This window comes from Streptomyces sp. ID05-26A (assembly GCF_033794685.1).
GTDB lineage: Bacteria > Actinomycetota > Actinomycetes > Mycobacteriales > Pseudonocardiaceae > Lentzea.
Genome location: NZ_JARAYZ010000003.1, coordinates 1 through 18,846, shown reverse-complemented (window position 1 = coordinate 18,846; position 18,846 = coordinate 1). Strand labels below are relative to the sequence as shown.

General features: G+C 69.6%; 16 protein-coding genes. 9 read left to right on the top strand and 7 right to left on the bottom strand.

Going from position 1 to position 18,846, the window contains the following annotated elements:
• Positions 1–101: 101 nt before the first annotated feature.
• The 4 genes from PV646_RS27245 to pafA form a co-directional block, all read right to left on the bottom strand.
• Positions 102–3,473: a S8 family serine peptidase gene (locus PV646_RS27245; RefSeq protein WP_500345113.1), complete on the bottom strand. Its 3,372-nt coding sequence runs from the start codon at positions 3,471–3,473 to the stop codon at positions 102–104.
• 85 nt (positions 3,474–3,558) lie between these two features.
• Complete coding sequence (locus tag PV646_RS27240) at positions 3,559–3,957, bottom strand: VOC family protein (protein ID WP_500345112.1); 399 nt, start codon at positions 3,955–3,957, stop codon at positions 3,559–3,561.
• Entirely contained in the window at positions 3,954–4,754 is an 801-nt protein-coding gene (locus PV646_RS27235) for a helix-turn-helix domain-containing protein (RefSeq protein WP_500345111.1), read from the bottom strand. Before PV646_RS27235 ends, PV646_RS27240 begins: the two co-directional genes overlap by 4 nt.
• 76 nt (positions 4,755–4,830) lie before the next feature.
• Positions 4,831–6,189: a Pup--protein ligase gene (gene pafA / locus PV646_RS27230; RefSeq protein WP_093587937.1), complete on the bottom strand. Its 1,359-nt coding sequence runs from the start codon at positions 6,187–6,189 to the stop codon at positions 4,831–4,833.
• An 80-nt stretch (positions 6,190–6,269) separates the two neighbouring features.
• Here pafA and PV646_RS27225 point away from each other — a divergent pair, with 80 nt between their 5' ends.
• Genes PV646_RS27225 through PV646_RS27210 form a run of 4 tightly spaced genes read left to right on the top strand, consistent with a single transcriptional unit; the run spans position 6,270 to position 11,503 of the window.
• The gene (locus tag PV646_RS27225) at positions 6,270–7,670 is read left to right on the top strand and encodes a bifunctional phosphatase PAP2/diacylglycerol kinase family protein (RefSeq protein WP_500345110.1); all 1,401 of its coding nucleotides are present in this window, start codon (positions 6,270–6,272) and stop codon (positions 7,668–7,670) included.
• A 41-nt stretch (positions 7,671–7,711) separates the two neighbouring features.
• Entirely contained in the window at positions 7,712–8,470 is a 759-nt protein-coding gene (locus tag PV646_RS27220; RefSeq protein ID WP_500345109.1) for an IclR family transcriptional regulator, read from the top strand.
• 20 nt (positions 8,471–8,490) lie between these two features.
• Positions 8,491–9,990 carry a glycerol kinase GlpK gene (glpK, locus tag PV646_RS27215; RefSeq protein WP_500345108.1) on the top strand — a complete coding sequence of 500 codons (1,500 nt, stop codon included), beginning with the start codon at positions 8,491–8,493 and terminating at the stop codon, positions 9,988–9,990.
• Entirely contained in the window at positions 9,983–11,503 is a 1,521-nt protein-coding gene (locus tag PV646_RS27210) for a glycerol-3-phosphate dehydrogenase/oxidase (RefSeq protein WP_500345107.1), read from the top strand. Before glpK ends, PV646_RS27210 begins: the two co-directional genes overlap by 8 nt.
• Here the strand turns inward: PV646_RS27210 and PV646_RS27205 are convergent.
• Positions 11,500–12,327: a hypothetical protein gene (locus tag PV646_RS27205; RefSeq protein WP_500345106.1), complete on the bottom strand. Its 828-nt coding sequence runs from the start codon at positions 12,325–12,327 to the stop codon at positions 11,500–11,502. The genes PV646_RS27210 and PV646_RS27205 overlap by 4 nt on opposite strands.
• Positions 12,328–12,332: 5 nt before the next feature.
• Positions 12,333–12,752, bottom strand: coding sequence for a MarR family winged helix-turn-helix transcriptional regulator (locus PV646_RS27200; protein ID WP_500345105.1), 420 nt, complete (start codon positions 12,750–12,752; stop codon positions 12,333–12,335).
• A 78-nt stretch (positions 12,753–12,830) separates the two neighbouring features.
• On the opposite strand from PV646_RS27200, the gene PV646_RS27195 reads away from it, so the two are divergent.
• Positions 12,831–13,439: a maleylpyruvate isomerase family mycothiol-dependent enzyme gene (locus PV646_RS27195; RefSeq protein WP_500345104.1), complete on the top strand. Its 609-nt coding sequence runs from the start codon at positions 12,831–12,833 to the stop codon at positions 13,437–13,439.
• Here PV646_RS27195 and PV646_RS27190 read toward each other — a convergent pair.
• A complete protein-coding gene (locus PV646_RS27190; protein ID WP_500345103.1) occupies positions 13,429–14,052 on the bottom strand; it encodes a GNAT family N-acetyltransferase in 624 nt (207 codons plus the stop codon). The two genes, PV646_RS27195 and PV646_RS27190, sit on opposite strands and share 11 nt — an antisense overlap.
• Before the next feature lie 134 nt (positions 14,053–14,186).
• Here PV646_RS27190 and PV646_RS27185 point away from each other — a divergent pair, with 134 nt between their 5' ends.
• From PV646_RS27185 to PV646_RS27170, 4 genes are read left to right on the top strand one after another with little or no spacing between them, the layout of a single operon-like run.
• Positions 14,187–14,732: a PadR family transcriptional regulator gene (locus PV646_RS27185; protein WP_500345102.1), complete on the top strand. Its 546-nt coding sequence runs from the start codon at positions 14,187–14,189 to the stop codon at positions 14,730–14,732.
• Positions 14,729–15,433 (top strand): ABC transporter ATP-binding protein, encoded by a 705-nt coding sequence (locus tag PV646_RS27180; RefSeq protein ID WP_500345101.1) that lies wholly within the window; start codon positions 14,729–14,731, stop codon positions 15,431–15,433. Before PV646_RS27185 ends, PV646_RS27180 begins: the two co-directional genes overlap by 4 nt.
• The gene (locus PV646_RS27175) at positions 15,430–18,066 is read left to right on the top strand and encodes an FtsX-like permease family protein (protein ID WP_500345100.1); all 2,637 of its coding nucleotides are present in this window, start codon (positions 15,430–15,432) and stop codon (positions 18,064–18,066) included. The genes PV646_RS27180 and PV646_RS27175 overlap by 4 nt, the downstream gene beginning before the upstream one ends.
• A 9-nt stretch (positions 18,067–18,075) precedes the next feature.
• A complete protein-coding gene (locus tag PV646_RS27170; protein ID WP_500345099.1) occupies positions 18,076–18,705 on the top strand; it encodes an alpha/beta fold hydrolase in 630 nt (209 codons plus the stop codon).
• Positions 18,706–18,846: the final 141 nt, after the last annotated feature.

The following is an 18,846-nucleotide window of genomic DNA, read 5'->3' as shown; positions in this document are numbered from 1 at the left end:
AGGGGGTTACAACGACCGAACGGCCGCGCGGTTACGCCCTCAGGCGCAACACAAGCACGACCGTTCGGACTATTGTTGAATAGTCACTCTCTAGAGGGAACTCATCGCAGCCGATAGGCCCTCAGCACCGTCTGGTCGACCGTGTTGCCGTCCGCGTCCGATGCGACCACTCGCAACGACACGAACCCGCCCGCCTTCCCGCCGGGCGGAACGACCGACTTCACCGGGACCCACGTGGCCCCGTCGTCGAACGACGCGTACGCCCGCAGCGAGCGCGCCGAGGCCTTGCCGGACTTGGCGGTGAACTTCACCGGCATGGGCGCTCCGGCCTTCCCGCTGTTGCGCAGGTCGAGCGGCAGCGCGTAGTCGACCTCCAGCAACGGCAGCCTGCCCTCGACGGAACCTGAGAACTCCCACGTGGTCTTCACGTTGGTGGACAACGCGAGTGAGTCGCGGGACGCATCCAGCACGAGCTTGTACCGGCCGTCGCGGGAGGGCGCGTAGAAGGAACCCCTGCGGACGTCGGAGAAGCCCTGCGACACCCCGTCGTGGAACAGTTCGAGGCTTCCACCGCCGGTCTGCCGCCAGTTCTCCACCCAGCCCGATCCACCGAACGGCGAGATCCGCGCGTTGATCAGGTCGCCGGCCCGTTCGACACCACCTCCGTCGGCCCACGGCACGAGCGACGGACCGCTGAGCCGGGGTGAGGTGACGGCGTGCAGGTTCGTGCGCTCGTAGCTCTTGCCCGCCTTGAAGGTCACCGGCTCCACGTGCGCCCACGAGGTCGTGATCGGGTCGTCGCCGCCTCCGTACGAGCGCCCGTCGAAGCCCTCCTGGAACCAGGTACCGGGGGTGAAGTACTCGGTGCGCCGCACGGGAGCGGCGAACCGCTCGTCGAGCGTCACGCCGAGGGCACCGTTGACGACCGGGTTGTTCCGCTGGTTGACCGAGCCGTCCCCGCCGGACGTGTGGTAGCTCGCCTTCACGCGGGCGAGCTCCGAGTGCCGGAACTTCTTGACACCGAAGGGAAGCGCGCCCTTGTTCTGCAGGAACAGCGTGTACGAGACCGGTGAGCCCGCGATGGCCCGCACCGTCAGCTTCGACGGCGTCACGGCCACGTGGTGTTCCGCCGCCGCGATCACCGGGATCGCCGTCTGCTCGTCGTACCCGAACGGCACCGGCCCGGCCCACAGCACGGCGACCGCACCGGCGTCCTTCATCACCTGCGCCACCGCGTAGACGTCCTCGTTCACCGGACGTACCAAAGCGAGCTTCCCGCGCACGTCGGACCCGCGTTCGGCGACGTCGAACCTGTGCTCGCCCGGCGGCAGGTACTTGCTGCTCTCGTAGTACCGCACGGGGAACCCGCCGGGAACCGAGACCAGCGGCTGCCCGCCCTTGAGCCCGGTGTCGTAGGTCAGCTCCGGCAGCGGTGCGCCGAACGACAGGCCGTACAACGGCACCCGGCCGTCGATGATGCTCGCGACACCGCTGATCTTGCCGGGCGCGAACGGCACGCGCAGCTGGGCGTCGCGGTACCAGACCACCGAGTCGCGCTCGGGCAGTTCGACGCCGATCTGCTCGGCCTGCCTGGCGTCCAGCGTCACGGACACGTCCGCCGCCAGCGACACGCGTCCGGCCACCTCGGTCCCGGCGATCGGCACGAACCAGTCGTAGTTCGGCGTCCGCTCGTCGATGCGGCTGAGCACCGCGTAGTCCGCGACCGGCAGCCGCGCCGATCCGGTGCCGTCCGGTCCGATGACGAGCACCGAGGCCTCCTTGGTCGTCATGTTGACCACGACGGCGAACTCGTCCGGCACGGGCTTGCCGTCACGGCCGATCATCGACAACGTCAGCGCGTGCCGTTCCTCCTGCACGTACGCGCCGACGGAGGTGGTCAGCTCGACGCCCGGGCCGGAAGCCTTGACGTGCCCGAAGAACGTGCCGTTGCCCTTGCGCGGGTCCAGCACGACGTCGACTGCGGCACTGCCCTGGGCCGGCACCGTCACCGACGACGGCACGGAGAAGTCCGCGCCGAGGTCGTGCCGCAACTCCAGGGAAACCGGCGCGGAACCCGCGTTCGAGTAGGTGATCGTCTTCGTGAACGTCTTGGTGTGCGGCCATTCCAGCAGCCCGAACGACAGGCTGCCCACCGACGCCCGCACCTGCTGTGTGACCGCGCGGCCGACGTCGAGCAGGCCGGTGCCGGTGCTCGTGGGCGAGTCCGCGACCGGTTTCACCGTCGCCATCAGGTGCGCCTTGAGCTCGGCGGCCGTCCAGGACGGGTGACGCTGCGCCAGCACCGCCGCCGCGCCCGCGACGTGCGGGGCGGCCATCGACGTGCCGGTCAGCCGCGCGTGCAGGTCGTCGACAGCGTGTTCCCACAAGGTGTTCTCGGCGCGGGCGGCCACGATGTCCGTGCCCGGCGCCCCCATGTCCGGCTTGACCGCGTGGTCACCGAGCCGCGGACCGCGGGACGACATCTCCTCGACCGCGCCCTGCTTGGTCAGGTTGGCCACGGCCAGCGCCGCGTCCGCCACCGCCGGTCCGGAGACCTTGCGGAACGTCCCCGCGTTGCCCGCCGCGACCACGAACAGCGCGCCGGTCTCGGCGGTGAGCTCGTTGACCTTCAACGACAACGGGTCCGTGCCGTCGGACTGGTCGCCGCCCAGCGACATGTTGACGACCTTGGCCTTGACCTCGCGCGCCGCCCACTCCATGCCGGCGATCACCGCGCTGTCGAAGCAGTACGAGGCCTCGCAGACCCGGCCCACCGCCAGTGAGGCGCCCTTCGCGACGCCGACGTACTGGCTGCCGCGACCGGCGACCGTGGCCGCGACGTGCGTGCCGTGACCGATGTCGTCCTGGATGCCGGTCGGCGTGAAGTCCTTCGCCGCGGAGACGACGCCCGCGAGTTCCGGGTGCTTCTGGTCGTACCCGGTGTCGAGCACGGCGACCGTCACGCCGGTGCCGTCGAACCCGGCCTGCCACGCCGCCGGCGCGCCCACCATCGGCACGCTCTCGGTCAGCGAGATCTGCGACTTGCCGTCGAGCCACAGCTTCCCGGCGCGCGACGCACTGGCGCGCCGCCCGGTCCACTGAGCCGCCGCGTCCTTCTTCTGGACCGCGCCGGCCGACCGGAAACCGTTGTTCAGCAACGGAATGCGGTCGATCTTGTCGTCGGTGTACCCGTAGCCGTGCAGCGACGTGACGTCGAAGAAGCGCTTGTCGACGCGATCCTGCTCCACCGCGTCGACGGCGTCCGCCGGCACCACGTACTGGTGGCCGTCCTTCACGTACTGGGCGAACTGCATTCCGGGCCGCCCCTCGACCCGGACGAACTCGCCCTTCTCCCCGACCACGACCTTGTCACCGCTGATCAGCGTGATGACCGAGGTCTTCTGGGTTCTCGGTGGTTCCGCCTGCGCCACCGCCACCGGGCTGAGCAGCCCGGCGGCGAGAGCGGTGATCACCAAACATCGTGCTGGACGCACGTGTCCTCCCCTGGGTGTGAACCTCTCCTCCCAGGAAGACTCCGAACTCAGCGTGCGGGTTGCCTCACGCTCCGCGATAGGTGCCGAAGCTCCAGCGGTTGCCCTCGGGGTCGGCGACGGTGAAGCCGCGCGAGCCGTAGTCCTCGTCGCGCAGTCCGCGGATCTCGGTGGCACCGCGGGTCAGGCTCTGGGCGTGGATCTCGTCCGGCCGGTCGGTCACGACGTAGATGGATCCGGCGCCGGCGCGTGTCGCCTCGACCTCGCCGACCGACCGCACGACGGAGCCCAGCATGACGCCGCCGCCCTCGGGCCAGACCATCTCGCAGTGCACGACCTCGCCGTCGGCCTCCCCCGGCACGACGAGATGTTCCTTGAACCCGAACGCCTCCACGAGGAAGCGGATCGCGGCGGGAGCGTCCTGGTAGGACAGGGTGGGCCAGCAGGTGGGTGCGGGTGTGCTCATGACGGCAACTCTGCGCTCTGACCGTGTTCGCTGCCTTGTACGAATGGAAGCTCGGCCGCGATCCACTCGGTCGGGGTCGCCCCGCAGAGCGCCCGCCAGTCCCGGTTGAAGTGCGCCTGGTCGGTGTACCCGCAGGCCGCGGCCACCTCGGTCAGCGTGGGCCGCCGCTCGCCGCGCAGCATGCGGTTCGCCCGCTCGAACCGCATCACACGAGCCATGACCTTGGGCGTGAGCCCGTACTCCGCGGCGAACCGCGCGCTCAGGTGCTGCCGGCTCCACCCGACCTCGGCGGCGATCCCGGCCACCGGCGCCCCCGCCGCGAGCCGCTGCCACGCCCACGCCACCTCGACCTGCTGCCGCACGGGCCGGACCAGCCCGCCGAGCACCTCGTCCAGGCGCGCGAACCGGTCCGTCCACGTCGGCGCGTCCTGCAGCCGTTCGCGCAACTCGATCGCCGGGACGTCCAGGGAGTCGAGCCCCACGGTGAGCGCCGACAACTCGCCCGCCGGCACGCCGAAGAACGCTCGCATGCCCAACGGCGTGAGGTCGCACTGGACGCCGTGCTGGAACCCGTCGTGCGTGATGAGCACGGCCTCGTCGTGCAGCCCGCCGCACAGCGCGGCGAACCGGCCCTCGGGCAGGTCGACCGTGCCGTCCATCGTCACCACGAGGGTCAGCGAGCGCGACGGCAGGCCGCGGTGCACGCCGGGCTCGGTGCGCATCCGATACCCGGAGTACCGCGTCACGAAGGGTCGCAGCCGCGGGTGCGGCAGGCCGACGACGTGCTCGACGTCCACGTTTCCGATGGTAATCCCACCGAAACGCCGCGAGGGGCGCGCTCCGGTCTGGAGCACGCCCCTCGCGGGAGTTCGCCTAGAGCGAGGAGATGAGGCGCTCCACGCGCTCGTCCACCGCCCGGAACGGGTCCTTGCACAGCACGGTGCGCTGCGCCTGGTCGTTCAGCTTCAGGTGCACCCAGTCGACCGTGAAGTCACGACCGGCCGCCTGCGCGGCGGCGATGAAGTCACCGCGCAGCTTGGCCCGCGTGGTCTGCGGCGGGGTGTCCTTGGCGGCCTCGATCTCGCCGTCGTCGGTCACCCGCTCGACCTGGCCCTTGCGCTGCAGCAGGTCGAACACGCCACGACCACGGCGGATGTCGTGGTAGGCGAGGTCGATCTGGGCGATGCGCGGGTTGGACAGGTCCATGTTGTGCTTTTCCATGTACCGGTTCATCAGGCGGTTCTTGATGGCCCAGTCGATCTCGCGGTCGATCTTGGTCAGGTCCTGCGCCTCGACCGCGTCGAGCGTGCGGCCCCACAGTTCGAGGACGCGCTCGGCCATCGGGTCCGGCGAGCGCTTGGCGCAGTGCTCGACGGCCTTCTCGAAGTACTCGCGCTGGATGTCGAGCGCGGAGGCTTCCTTGCCACCCGCGAGGCGGACGGTGCGGCGGCCGGTGAGGTCGTGGGAGATCTCGCGGATCGCGCGGATCGGGTTGTCCAGCGAGAAGTCCCGGAACTGGACGCCCTGCTCGATCATCTCGAGCACCAGGTTCGCGCTGCCGACCTTCAGCAGCGTCGTCACCTCGGACATGTTCGAGTCGCCGACGATGACGTGCAGGCGCCGGTAGCGCTCGGCGTCGGCGTGCGGCTCGTCGCGGGTGTTGATGATGGGGCGGGACCGCGTGGTCGCGGACGACACGCCCTCCCAGATGTGCTCGGCGCGCTGCGAGAGGCAGTACACGGCGCCTCGCGGGGTCTGCAGCACCTTGCCCGCGCCGCAGATGAGCTGCCTCGTCACCAGGAACGGCAGCAGGACGTCCGCGATGCGCGAGAACTCACCGGCCCGTGCGACCAGGTAGTTCTCGTGGCAGCCGTACGAGTTGCCCGCGGAGTCGGTGTTGTTCTTGAACAGGAAGATGTCGCCGCCGATGCCCTCGTCGGCGAGCCTGCGTTCGGCGTCGACGAGCAGGTCCTCGAGGATCCGCTCACCCGCCTTGTCGTGCGTGACGAGCTGGGCCAGGTCGTCGCACTCCGCCGTGGCGTACTCCGGGTGGGAGCCGACGTCGAGGTAGAGCCGGGAGCCGTTGCGCAGGAAGACGTTGGAAGAACGCCCCCAGGAGACGACCCGGCGGAACAAGTACCGCGCGACCTCGTCCGGGGACAGACGACGCTGCCCGTGGAAGGTGCAGGTCACCCCGAATTCTGTCTCAATGCCGAAGATCCGCCGCTGCATGCCTCAACAGTAGGCGACTCTCAGGCGGAGCAGGGTGATCCGTTCGGGCGGCACGCCGGTTGCGGTTTAGTGTCGGTGGTGTGTGGAAACGGGTCAGCGCTCTCGACAAGAAGCTCATGGCATCCTCTGCCGGACTGCCTGCGAGCAGGCTCGACAGGGGTTTGAAGCGACTTTCCAAAGCCGCCAACCACAGTCTGCTGTGGTTCGTGATCGCGGCGATTCTGGGAACGCGGAAAGGCCCGTTCCGGCGTGGTGCGTTGCGGGGGCTTGCGGCCATCGCCGGGGCCTCTGCCAGCGCGAACCTGGTCGGGAAGTCACTTTTCCCGCGCCGCCGGCCCGCCGCTGATCTGCTCTCGATGGAGCGCCGGCTCTCCAAGCGGCCGACGTCGTCGTCATTCCCGTCCGGTCACTCCGCGTCAGCGGCCGCTTTCGCCACGGCGGTGGCGCTGGAATCACCCAAAGCAGGCGCTGTGGTGGCGCCGATCGCCGCCGCCGTCGCCTATTCACGCGTTCACACGGGCGTTCATTGGCCGACGGACGTCGCGGCCGGCGCGGCGGTCGGTGTCGGTGCCGCGTACCTGACCCGCCGCTGGTGGCCGCTCGGGCTGAACGAGCCCGCCTCGGCCTACGAACACGCCGACCTGACGTCGTTGCAGGACGGCGACGGCCTGGTCGTGGTGGTCAACCCCTTCTCCGGCGTCGGCCCCGACCCGACGCCGCAGATCACCGAGGAGTGGCCGAAGGCGCAGATCGTGTCGGTCGAGGAGCTCGACGACCTGCCGGACGCGAAGGCGCTGGGGGTGGCCGGGGGTGACGGCACCGTGGCCGCCGTGGCCGCGATCGCCGCCGAACGCGACCTGCCGATGGTGCTCATCCCGTCCGGCACGCTGAACCACTTCGCGCGCGACGTGGGCATCACCGGCCTGCACGACACGGCACAGGCGGTGGCCGACGGCGTGGGCGTGCGGGTCGACCTGGCGCAGGTCAACGACCAGTGGTTCGTCAACACGGCGTCCCTGGGCGGCTACCCGGACATGGTGCGGATCCGCGAGAAGATGGAGAAGCGCTGGGGCAAGTGGCCCGCGGCCGGGCTGGCGTTGTTCCGCGTGCTGCAACGCGCCAAGCCGCTCGACATCACCATCGACGGCGACAAGCACCTCGTCTGGCTGCTGTTCGTCGGCAACGGGCCGTACCGGCCGAAGGGCTTCGCGCCCACGATGCGGCCTCGGCTCGACGACGGCCTGCTCGACGTCCGGTACGTCCGGGCGGACCGGAAGTACTCGCGGACCCGGTTCTTCATCGGCGCGCTGCTCGGGGCGCTGGAGCACTCGCGGATGTACAAGCACCTGGAAGTCGCCTCGTTGAACGTCGAGGTGCACGGTGCGCCGATCTCCATCGCGACGGACGGCGAGGTGCGCGAGCGGGGCAACCACTTCAAGTTCCGCTCGCGTGCGGCGGCGCTGGGCATCTATCGGCCGTAAGTGTTCGACATTGTCGAACGTGCGCAGCTAGAGTGGGGTGCGTGCCCGGACCCATTCAGTCCATTCAGCGCGCGGCCGAGGTCCTGAAGCTGCTCGCGCACGGCGGCGCGCACCAGTTGAGCGTCGGCGAGATCTCCCGTGCCCTGGACCTAGCGAAACCGACCGTGCACGGCATCCTGCGGACGTTGCAGGAGGTCGGGTTCGTCGAACAGGAGGTCGAGGGCGGCAAGTACCGCCTGGGCGCCGCCCTGTTCCAGATCGGCACGTCGTACCTGGACGGCAACGAGCTGCGCGCCAAGGCGTTGAACTGGTCGGACACGTTGGCGATGCGTGCGCGCGAGGCGGTGCGCATCGGGGTGATGCACGGCAAGCACGTGCTCGTCGTGCATCACGTGTTCCGGCCGGACAACAGCCGGCAGACGCTCGACACCGGGGCGTTGCTGCCGTGGAACGCGACGGCCCTGGGCAAGGCGCTGGTCGCGTTCGGTGAGGACTGGCCCGACGGCGACCTGACGGCCTTCACCCGGCACACGCTCAACCCGGACCAGCTGGCGTTCGCCATGCACGAGGTCCGCGACCGCGACTGGGCCTACGACCTGCACGAACTGGTCGAGGGCGAGGCGTCGATCGCCGCCCCGATCCGCGACCGGCGAGGCGTGGTCGTGGGTGCCATCGGCATCTCCGGGCCGGTCGAACGGCTCTGCGACTCCCCCGACCAGCCGCCCCGTCTCGAACTCGTCTCCTACGTACGTGAGGCAGCTCGCAGCGTCTCCCGCGAGCTTGGCGGGCTCTCCTGGTAGTAGTGTGGAATCGTTCGACAATGTCGAATGGCTCGCACAAGGGAGTGCACGTGGCTTACATCGCGGCGATCGACCAGGGCACGACGTCGTCCCGGTGCATCGTGTTCGACCAGTCAGGTGGGATCGTGTCGGTCGCTCAGCGCGAGCACCGCCAGATCTTCCCGAAGCCGGGCTGGGTGGAGCACGACGCGACCGAGATCTGGACGAACGTGCAGGCCGTCGTGCGCGACGCCCTCGCCCATGCCTCTCTCTCGTTCAGCGACATAGCGGCGTTCGGCATCACGAACCAGCGCGAGACCACGGTCGTGTGGGACAAAGCGACCGGCGAGCCCGTGCACAACGCGATCGTCTGGCAGGACACGCGCACGGACGCGTTGATCAGGACCCTGGGCGACCAGGACAGGTTCCGCGACCGCGCCGGCCTGCCGCTGGCGACGTACTTCTCCGGCCCGAAGCTGCGCTGGCTGCTCGACAACGTCGACGGGCTGCGCGCACGGGCCGACCGCGGCGAGGTCCTGTTCGGCACGATGGACACCTGGCTGATCTGGAACCTGACCGGCCGCCACGTCACCGACGTCACGAACGCCTCGCGCACGATGCTGATGAACCTGGAGACCCTCGACTGGGACTCCGAGCTCGTGGACACGATGGGCGTGCCGCGCGAGATGCTCCCCGAGATCCGGTCCTCCTCCGAGGTGTACGGCAGCTACGAAGGTGTGCCCGTCGCGTCGGCGCTCGGCGACCAGCAGGCCGCGTTGTTCGGCCAGACCTGCTTCGAGCCCGGCGAGGGCAAGTGCACCTACGGCACCGGCGCGTTCCTGCTGATCAACACCGGCGCCAAGCCGGTGCACTCGCAGAACGGCCTGCTCACGACCGTCGGCTACAAGATCGGCGACCAGCCCGCCGCGTACGCCCTGGAAGGCGCGGTCGCGGTGACGGGCGCGCTGGTGCAGTGGTTCCGCGACAAGGTCGGGCTGATCTCGTCGGCGGCCGAGATCGAGACGCTCGCACGGACCGTGGACGACAACGGCGGTGCGTACTTCGTGCCCGCGTTCTCCGGTCTGTTCGCACCGCATTGGCGCAGTGACGCGCGTGGCGTGATCGCCGGCCTGACGGGCTACATCTCGCGCGGGCACCTCGCACGGGCCGTGCTGGAGGCATCGGCGTGGCAGACCCGTGAGGTCGTGGACGCGATGAACGCCGACAGCGGTGTGGACCTCACGACGTTGCGCGTCGACGGCGGCATGACGGCGAACAACCTGCTCATGCAATTCCTGTCGGACGTGCTCGACGTGCCGGTGGTGCGCCCGATCGTGGCCGAGACGACGTGCCTGGGCGCGGCGTACGCGGCCGGTCTCGCGGTCGGCTACTGGAGCGGCACCGGCGAACTGAAGGCCAACTGGCACAAGGCGGCCGAGTGGGAGCCGTCGATGGAACCGGCCGTCCGCGACAAGGGCTACCGGAAGTGGAAGAAGGCGGTCGAGCGGACCGTCGGGTGGATGGACGAGGACGATGACTGATCTTTCGCAACGGGACAGGGCTCGCGAAGAGCTGCAGCACGGCAAGTTCGACGTCGTCGTGATCGGTGGCGGCATCCTGGGCATCGCGACCACGTGGGCCGCGGCGCGTTCGGGACTGAGGGTCGCGCTCGTGGAGAGCGGTGACTTCGCGGGCGCCACGTCGTCCGCGTCGTCCAAGCTCGTGCACGGCGGCCTGCGCTACCTCGCGATGGGCCCGTCGGCGGTGCCGATGGTGCACGAGAACCACAAGGAACGCCGCGCGCTGGGCGACCACCTCGCCCCGCACCTGGTGCGCCCGCTGCCGTTCCTCGTCCCCGTCTACAAGGGCGGCCCGCACAGCCGGTTCGTGCTGGGCGCGGGCGTCACGCTGTACTCGGCGCTGTCGGGCTTCGGCGACGGCATGGGCAAGGTCCTGTCCGCGCGCAAGGCGCGGGAGTGGGTGCCCGACCTGCGCGCCGACGGTCTGCGCGGCGCGGCGATGTACTACGACCACCAGATGAACGACAGCCGCGTGGCGATCACCGCCGCCCGTGCCGCCGCCGAGGCCGGTGCCGTGTTGCTCAACCACATCTCGGTCGTGGGCCTGCGCAAGACCGGCGCGAAGGTGACGGGTGTGGACCTGCGCGACTCGCTCGGCGAGTTCGGTGTGGACGCCCGCGTGGTCGTGAACGCGACCGGCCCGTGGCTCGACGTGTTGCGGCGCATGGAGGATTCCGGCGCCGACCCGTCGATCCGCCTCTCCAAGGGCTCGCACCTGGTGCTGAAGCAGACCTCGGAGTGGAAGGCCGCGCTGACGATCCCCGTCGACGACGTGCGCGTGTCGTTCGCGATCCCGTGGGAGGGCCACCTCCTGCTCGGCACCACCGACGAGGCCTACGAGGGCGACCCGGCCGCGGTCGCGTGCACCGACGCCGACATCGACCAGATCCTGAGCGAGGCGGGCGTCGCGGTGTCCGGCCTGGACCGCTCGCGCATCGCGTACACGTTCGCGGGCCTGCGGGTCCTGCCCGGTGGCCCCGGCGACACCTCGCACGCCAAGCGCGAGACCGTGATCACCGCGGGGTCCGGCGGCATGATCAGCGTGGCCGGCGGCAAGTGGACGACGTTCCGCAAGATCGGCGCCACCGTCCTGGCCCGGGTGAACTCCGAGCTCGGCCGCACCTTCGACGGCCCGCTGGACGGCGTCGCACTGCCCGGTTCCGCGTCGCCCGACACCGTGGGAACCGTGCTGGGCCACGCCTTCGACGCGCTGCCCGACGACGTGGTCCGCCACCTCGCCACGCACTACGGCACGACGTCGCACGAGGTCGTCGCCCTGGGTCTGGAGAACCCGGCACTGCTGGAGCGCGTCCACCCGGACGGCCCGGACATCTGGGCGCAGGTCGAGCACGCCCGCCGGACCGAGTGGGCGTCCGAAGTGGACGACGTGCTGCGCCGCCGCACCACCGTGATGGTGCGCGGCCTGGACTCGCCCGAGGTGCGTTCACGGGTGTCGGAGCTGCTCGCTTCCTAGAGGGCCATGGCGCGTTCCACGAGGTACTCGGCCAGTTCGGGTGCCGAGTGGAACGCGCTGCGCACCGCCAGCATCCCGTCGCACCCCAGCACGACCTGCTCCCTCGGCACAGAACGGTGCTCGAGCTCCAGCCCCTCCAGGTAGGCGTCGAGGATCGACTCGCGGATGCGCGGCAGGTCCGAGACCGGGGTCCGCCCGGCGTGGGCGAGTCCCACGAGCAGCTGACCGAGGTCCGCGCCGATCGGGGTCGGGCTCTGCCAGGCGACGTCGATCACCACGAACGACTCGGGATCGTCCCGCGGCACCAACAGGTTCTGCGGGCAGGCGTCGTTGTGCCCGATGGCCTGGGGCAGTGCCTCCAGTCGTTCGACGAGCTCGGGCATGCGGTTGGCGAGCGCCGTGCGGTGCGGACGCAGGAACGCGCCCCTGACCAGCCCTCCCTCGTACAACGCGCGCAACGCCCGTCCCGGCGCGCCACCGAACCGGCGTCCCGCCCACCTGCCGAGGGCGAGCGCGGCCCGCCGGTACCGCGGCAGGTCCCACTCGACGTCCGCGCAGCGCACGTCCTCCAGCCACAACGCGATCCGGTCGCCGAGGTCGTCCACCTTCAGCACGCGCGGCCGGCGCATCCCCGGCGGCAGCACGAATTCCGACAGCAGGAAGTCCGCCTCGTCGCGCCACGGGAAGTCACCCACCACGTCCCGGAACCGCGCCGGGACGAAGGGCCGCCGCAGGATCTTCACGAACGCCGGCTCCCCCGCCGACACCACCCGGTAGACCGCCGCCGTCGTCGGCGCGACCGGGTCGAACGCCACCGGCACCACGCGGGTCAGCGGTACGGATCGGTGATCTCGCCGAGCATCTCCAGGGCCTCGCGCAGCTGGGTCATGCGGCGCTTGCCGATGTGCTGTTCCCATTCCGCCTCGATCCTGGCCATCTCCGCGTTCGCGACGGGGACGGCCTCCTTCGCCTTCTCGGTCACGCGCACCAGCCGCGCCCTGCCGTCCGAGGGGTCGGGCACGCGTTCGACGTAGCCGGCCTTCTCCAGCTGGTCCACCAGGAACCCGGCGGTCTGCTTGGTCACCTGGGCGGCCTCGGCGAGCTCGGTCAGCCGCGTCCCGTCCGGGCCGACGCGCATCAGGACCCGTGCCTGCGCCTGCGTGATCTCGAAGCCCGCCTCGACGACCGCGGCCAGGATCCGGTTCTCCACCTCGCGGCTCGGGATGAAGAGCAGCAGCCCGATGTTCACCCGTTTCCCCCACTTGTTCTAGTCAGATTCTCTGATTAAAGTAGTCAGCCTCTCGAACTAAATCAAGAGGAGAGACCGATGGACGAGACGACGATCTGGCAGACGATCGACTCCGAGCGCGCGGCGACGGCGGACCTGCTGGCGGGTCTCACCGAGGTCGAGTGGACCTACCCTTCGCTGTGCGCGGGCTGGACAGTGCGCGAGGTCGCCGCCCACCTGTCGCTCGCACACCGGATCGGCGTCGGCGGGGCGTTCAAGGCGTTCGTCCGGGCTCGCGGGAGCTTCAACCGGATGGTCGACCAGACCGCACGCGCCGAGGCACGCAGACCGACGGCCGACATCATCGAGGAACTGCGCGGAGCGGTCGGCTTCCACCGGCTCGCTCCGGGCCAGACGCTCAAGAACGCGCTGATGGACTCGATGGTCCACTCACAGGACATCGCACTGCCGCTCGGCATCGAACGCCACATGCCCGTCGAGGCCGCCGTCGTCGCGGCGGACGACCTGTGGCGGATCGGGTTCCCGTTCCACGCGCGCCGCCGGTTCGCCGGACACCGGCTGGTCGCCACCGACGCCGACTGGTCCGCCGGCTCCGGCGCCGAGATCAGCGGGCCGATCGAGGCGCTCGTCATGCTGCTCGCCGGGCGTTCCGCGACGATCCCGCGGCTCACCGGCATCACGGTCTGAGTTCGCGCACCGCCCTGCGGCACACGTGGACGCGCTCGAACCGCTGGCGCAGCTCGGCCTCCCGCTCGATCCGGGCGTGCAGGAACGCCCCGGCCGGCATCAGCCCGTGCTTCACGACGACCGCCGTGGCGGCCTCGGCGGCGGACGCGTGCACGTGCAGGTAGTGCTGCTCCTCGGCGAAACCGTTGCGCGCGAACCAGTTCAGTGCGGGCCGGTCCTCGCGGGTCCAGGCGTCGAGCGTCCGCACGCCGCAGCGCTCCAGGCGCGGCACCGCCTCCGCGAGCAGTGCCGTCGCGATGCCCCTGCCCTGGTGGTCGGGGTGCACGACCAGCGTCTCGATGGTCGCCTCCGCGCCGGGTACCGACACGTCCAGGATCCCGGCGACCACGTCGCCGTCGAGCGCGACGAGTTCGAGGTCCGTGCGGCGCTTGGCCTGCCAGACGTCGTCGTGGTAGCTCGTCGCGAGGAATCCCAGCACCCGGCACCGCAGCCACGAGGCCTCGTCCGCCGGTTCGTAGCTCCTGATCTCCGCGGGACGTCCCGGCGTGCCCCTGGACCTGCCTGATGCCCCCAGCAGGCGCACCTCCCCGGTTCGCCCCCGCGCGGCGTCCACCACGGCCTCCCCCGGTCCGCTTCCCGCCGGACGTCTCCGGCACCGTCCAGGGTTCCTGATGCCAGGCCTGCTCGCACGCATGTTCCGGCGTCACCGTTTGCCAGGAACATACTCAGTATGCATACTCAGTAGGTATGTCAGTCAAACACGGTCTGCTCGCGCTGCTGGAGCGCGGGCCCATGTACGGCTACCAGCTGCGGGTGGCGTTCGACTCGGCCACCGGCGGTACGTGGCCGTTGAACATCGGGCAGGTCTACACGACGTTGTCGCGCCTGGAGCGCGACGACCTGGTCGCCGCACTCCCCGAGACCGAGGGCCAGCGGCCCTACGAGATCACCGCTCAGGGCCGGGACGAGCTGAAGAAGTGGTTCGCCACGCCCGTCCAGCGCGGTGACCGCCCGCGGGACGAGGTGGCGATCAAACTCGCGCTCGCCATCACCACACCAGGCGTCGACGTCGCCAAGGTCGTGATGACGCAGCGCACGGCCACCATGCGCACGTTGCAGGAGTACACGAGGCTCAAGACCCAGCCCGGCGACCTGCCGTGGCTGCTCGTGCTCGACGCGATGATCTTCCAGGCGGAGGCGGAGCTGCGCTGGCTCGACCACTGCGAGGCGAGCCTGGTGCGCTACGAACCGCGTCCCGTCCCCGCGGCGACGGACGTCGAGGTGCCGAGATGACCGTCCTCGAACTGCGCGACGTGCACCGCGTCCACGGCACCGGCGAGACGGCGGTCAACGCCCTCAAGGGCATCTCGCTGACCGTCGAACCGGGCGAGCTCGTCGCCGTCATGGGCCCGTCCGGCTCCGGCAAGTCGACGCTGCTGAACCTCGCCGGCGGCCTCGACAGCCCGACGAGCGGTCAGGTCCTGGTCGACGGCACGAGCCTGCAGTCCCTGTCCCGCAAGCAACTCGCCGCCTGGCGCCGCAAGCGGATCGGGTACGTCTTCCAGAACCTCAACCTCATCGCAAGCCTCACCGCCGCCGAGAACATCGCGCTCCCACTCGACCTCGACGGCGTCCGCGGATCCCGCCGGCAGGCGGAGCAGGCACTGTCCGAAGTGGACCTCGACGGGTACGCCGACCGGTTCCCCGACGAGATGTCCGGCGGCCAGCAGCAACGAGTCGCCATCGCCCGCGCCCTGATCGGCGAACGCCGCCTCGTCCTCGCCGACGAACCCACCGGCGCCCTCGACTCCCGCACCGGCGAGACCGTGCTGCGCCTGCTCCGCTCCAAGGTGGACGCCGGAGCCGCCGCCGTCCTCGTCACCCACGACGCCCGTCACGCCGCCTGGGCGGACCGGGTCGTCTTCCTGCGCGACGGCGTCGTCGTCGACGTCTCGTCCCGCGACCAGCCAGAAGAACTGCTGAGCACCCCGTGACCGGATGGCGCGCAGCACTGCGCATCGCCTCCCGCGAGACCCGCGGTTCCGCCGGCCGCTCGGCCCTCGTCGTCGCCCTGATCGCGGTCCCGGTGGCCGCGCTCACGTTCACCGCGATCGTCCAGGACTCGACCAACCTGACCCCGGACGAGGACGCCGCCCGCCGCATGGGCACCGCCGAGGCGCTGGTCAACTGGCCCTACCGCGGCCCCGTCATCCAGGAACCGACCAGGGACTACGCGATCCCGATCACCAACACCGAGGGCGAACAACCGTCCGAGGACCGCCTCCGCGCGCTGCTCCCCGGCACCGAACTGGTCCCGGTGGAACGCGGCGGCGTCAACATCCGCACCACGGCGGGCGTGGGCCGCGCGGCGGTCCGCATGCTCGACCTGAACAACCCGCTCACCCACGGCATGATCACAGTCCTGGAGGGCCGCCCGGCAGCCACCAAGACCGAGATCACGTTGTCCCGCAAGGCGATGGACCGCACCGGCACCACCCTCAACGGCACCCTGACCACCGAGGACGACCGCACGTTCACCGTCGTGGGCGTCATCGAGGAACCGGACAGGCTCGACAACACCACAGTCGTCGCGCTCCCCGGCACGTTCGAGCAGACCGACCGCTCCTGGCTCGTGACCACACCGCTCCCGTGGTCGAAGGTCAAGGAACTCAACAAGTCCGGCATCGCGGCCCTGTCCCGCACGGTCCTGCACAACCTGCCGACTGCCTCCGAGCGCTACCCCCAGTTCCCGGACTCCAACGAGGTGGGCGCCGAGATCCTCGTCCTGGTGGCGGGCCTGGCCGTGCTGGAGATGTCCCTGCTGGCGGGTTCGGCCATGGCGGTGGGCGCCCGCCGCCGCAAACGCGACCTGGCCCTGGTGGCGGCGGTAGGCGGCTCCCCGGCCCACATCCGCCGCATCGTCCTGGCGGACGGCGTGGTCCTCGGCACCCTGGCCGCACTGAGCGGCGTCGTCCTGGGCATCGTCACCGCGGCGGCCACGCGCCCGCTGGTCGAGCACCTCCTGGCCGAACGCTTCGGCGCCCAGCGCTTCTTCCCGTCCGCCCTGGTGGCACTGGCCCTGCTGGCGATCGTCACCGGCGTCCTGGCCGCCCTCGTCCCGGCCTGGATCTCGTCCCGCCAGGACGTGGTGACCGCCCTGGCAGGCAGACGAGGCATCACCCGCTCCCGCCGCCGCTGGCTGGCACTGGGCCTGATCCTCATCGCGGCAGGCATCACCACCGGCGTCTTCAGCGCGCTCCAGATGCAGTTCGTGGGCATCCTGACAGCCCTGATCCTCACCGAGGTGGGCCTGGTCCTCTGCACCCCGTCCCTGCTGGGCCTGCTGGCGAAAACAGGCCGCTGGCTCCCGGTAGCACTCCGCATAGCCCTGCGAGACGCCTCCAGAAACCGAACAGCGGCAGCCCCGGCGATCTCAGCGGTCATGGCCGCGGTGATCAGCGCGGTGGCGGTCAGCGTCATGCTGACCTCCCAGTCCCAGCAGGAGGCGGCCCAACTGGCGGGCAACATGGGCGACGTGAGCGTCTTCCGCCTGGACGACCTCTCCAAGATCAGCACGACACCGATCTCCCCCTCGGTGGCCGCCACGATCCGCAACACCACCCCGGCAACCGAAGCCCACGAGCTGAAACTCCTCTCGTGCGACGGCGGCCAGTGCTTCGCCCACATCCGCCCACCAGCGGACCGCGAATGCCCGTACGTTTACGACGTACTGCTCAGAGAACCCACAGAAGCAGAACAAAAATCGGCCCTGGCCGACCACCGCTGCACCGGCGCGGGCAAGACCCACCGCTACTTCGGCACCTACACCACCCCGGACGGCTTCCTGGTGGTAGCACGCCCAGAAGCAGTCCAGTCCCTCCTCCACCTAACCCAAGACGACGTCCCGGCAGCCGAAAAGGCCCTCCGCGAGGGCAAGGTGGTGGTCAACAACCCGAACCTCGTCTCCAACGACAAGGTCCTCCTGGCCACCGGCATCAAGACCACCACCACTCCGGTCCCGGGCTACGCCACCCCACAACGCCACAAAGCCCCACTGGCCGTGATGACAGAAGAAACCGCACGCTCCCTGGGCTTCGACGTGGCCACGTTCATCATGTACGCCACCACGACAAGAATGCCCACAGAGCAAGAACAAGACGCCCTGACAGCAGCACTGGGCGGCGAGTACGAGGTACACGTAGACCGCCCGACAGAATCAGACGTACAACAGGCCCTGACCATCCTCGGCCTGGTAGCAGGCCTCATCACCCTCGCGGCAGCGGCCTTGGCCACAGGCCTGGCAGCAGCAGACGGAAAACGAGACCTCACAACCCTAGCGGCAGTAGGCGCAACCCCAACCCTGCGCAAACTCCTGTCACTGAGCCAAGCAGGAGTGATCGCAGGCCTGGGCGGCCTCCTGGGCACAGCAGCAGGAACAGCCTCAGCCCTAGCACTGCTAACAGCCCTGAACTCCGGCTACGCCACCATCTGGCCACAACCAGAACTGAACCCACTGACCATCCCCTGGCCGAACATAGCCATCTCACTACTCCTGGTACCAGCAGTGGCAATGCTGGGAGCAGCCCTCTTCACCCGTTCCCGCCTACCAATCGAACGCCGCGAATAGGCTCCCCCCATGACGACCTTCGCGATAGCGCACGGAGGCGGCGACGTGGGCTGGTCCTGGCACCTGGTAGCACAAGCGCTAGAAGCCAAGGGCCACACCACAATCGCCCCGGACCTCCCCATCGAGGACGAAGACAAAGACCTCACCGACTGGGCAACAACACTGATAGAAGCCCTCCCGTCCACTGAGGACGCAGTGGTGGTGGGCCACTCCTTCGGAGGCCTGGTAGCCCCACTGGCAGCAGCAAAGATCAACGCCAAGGCCCTGGTCTACGTAACGGCAATGCTCCCCACCCCAGGCGAAACCCCGAACGACTGGTGGGAGAACACCGGCTACACCGACTCGGGCCTGGAAGACCAGTTCTTCCACGACGTCCCACCACCCCTGGCTCAAGAGGCACAGAAGCGGGAACGAGGCATGGCCGAAAACCCCATGGCAAAGCCATGGCCGCTAGACGCAATGCCAGACGTACCAACACACTTCATCCTGTGCACAGAGGACCGCTTCTTCCCCCCGACCTTCATGCGCAAGGTAATAGCAGCCCGCCTGGGCATCGAGCCGGTAGAGCTGGCAGCGGGCCACTGCGCCTCACTGAGCAAGCCAGAAGAACTAGCAACCCTGCTAGCCAAATACGCCTGACACAGCGAGGCCGAAGGCGAGCCGTCCGTCCTTCGTCTTTCGCAAGCGGTCCAGGCGGTGGGGTCCCATCACGAGTCGCGCCACAGCTCTTGCTGCATGAGAGAAGGGGTGTCAAACCGCCACGCTTTTCGGCGGTTTGAC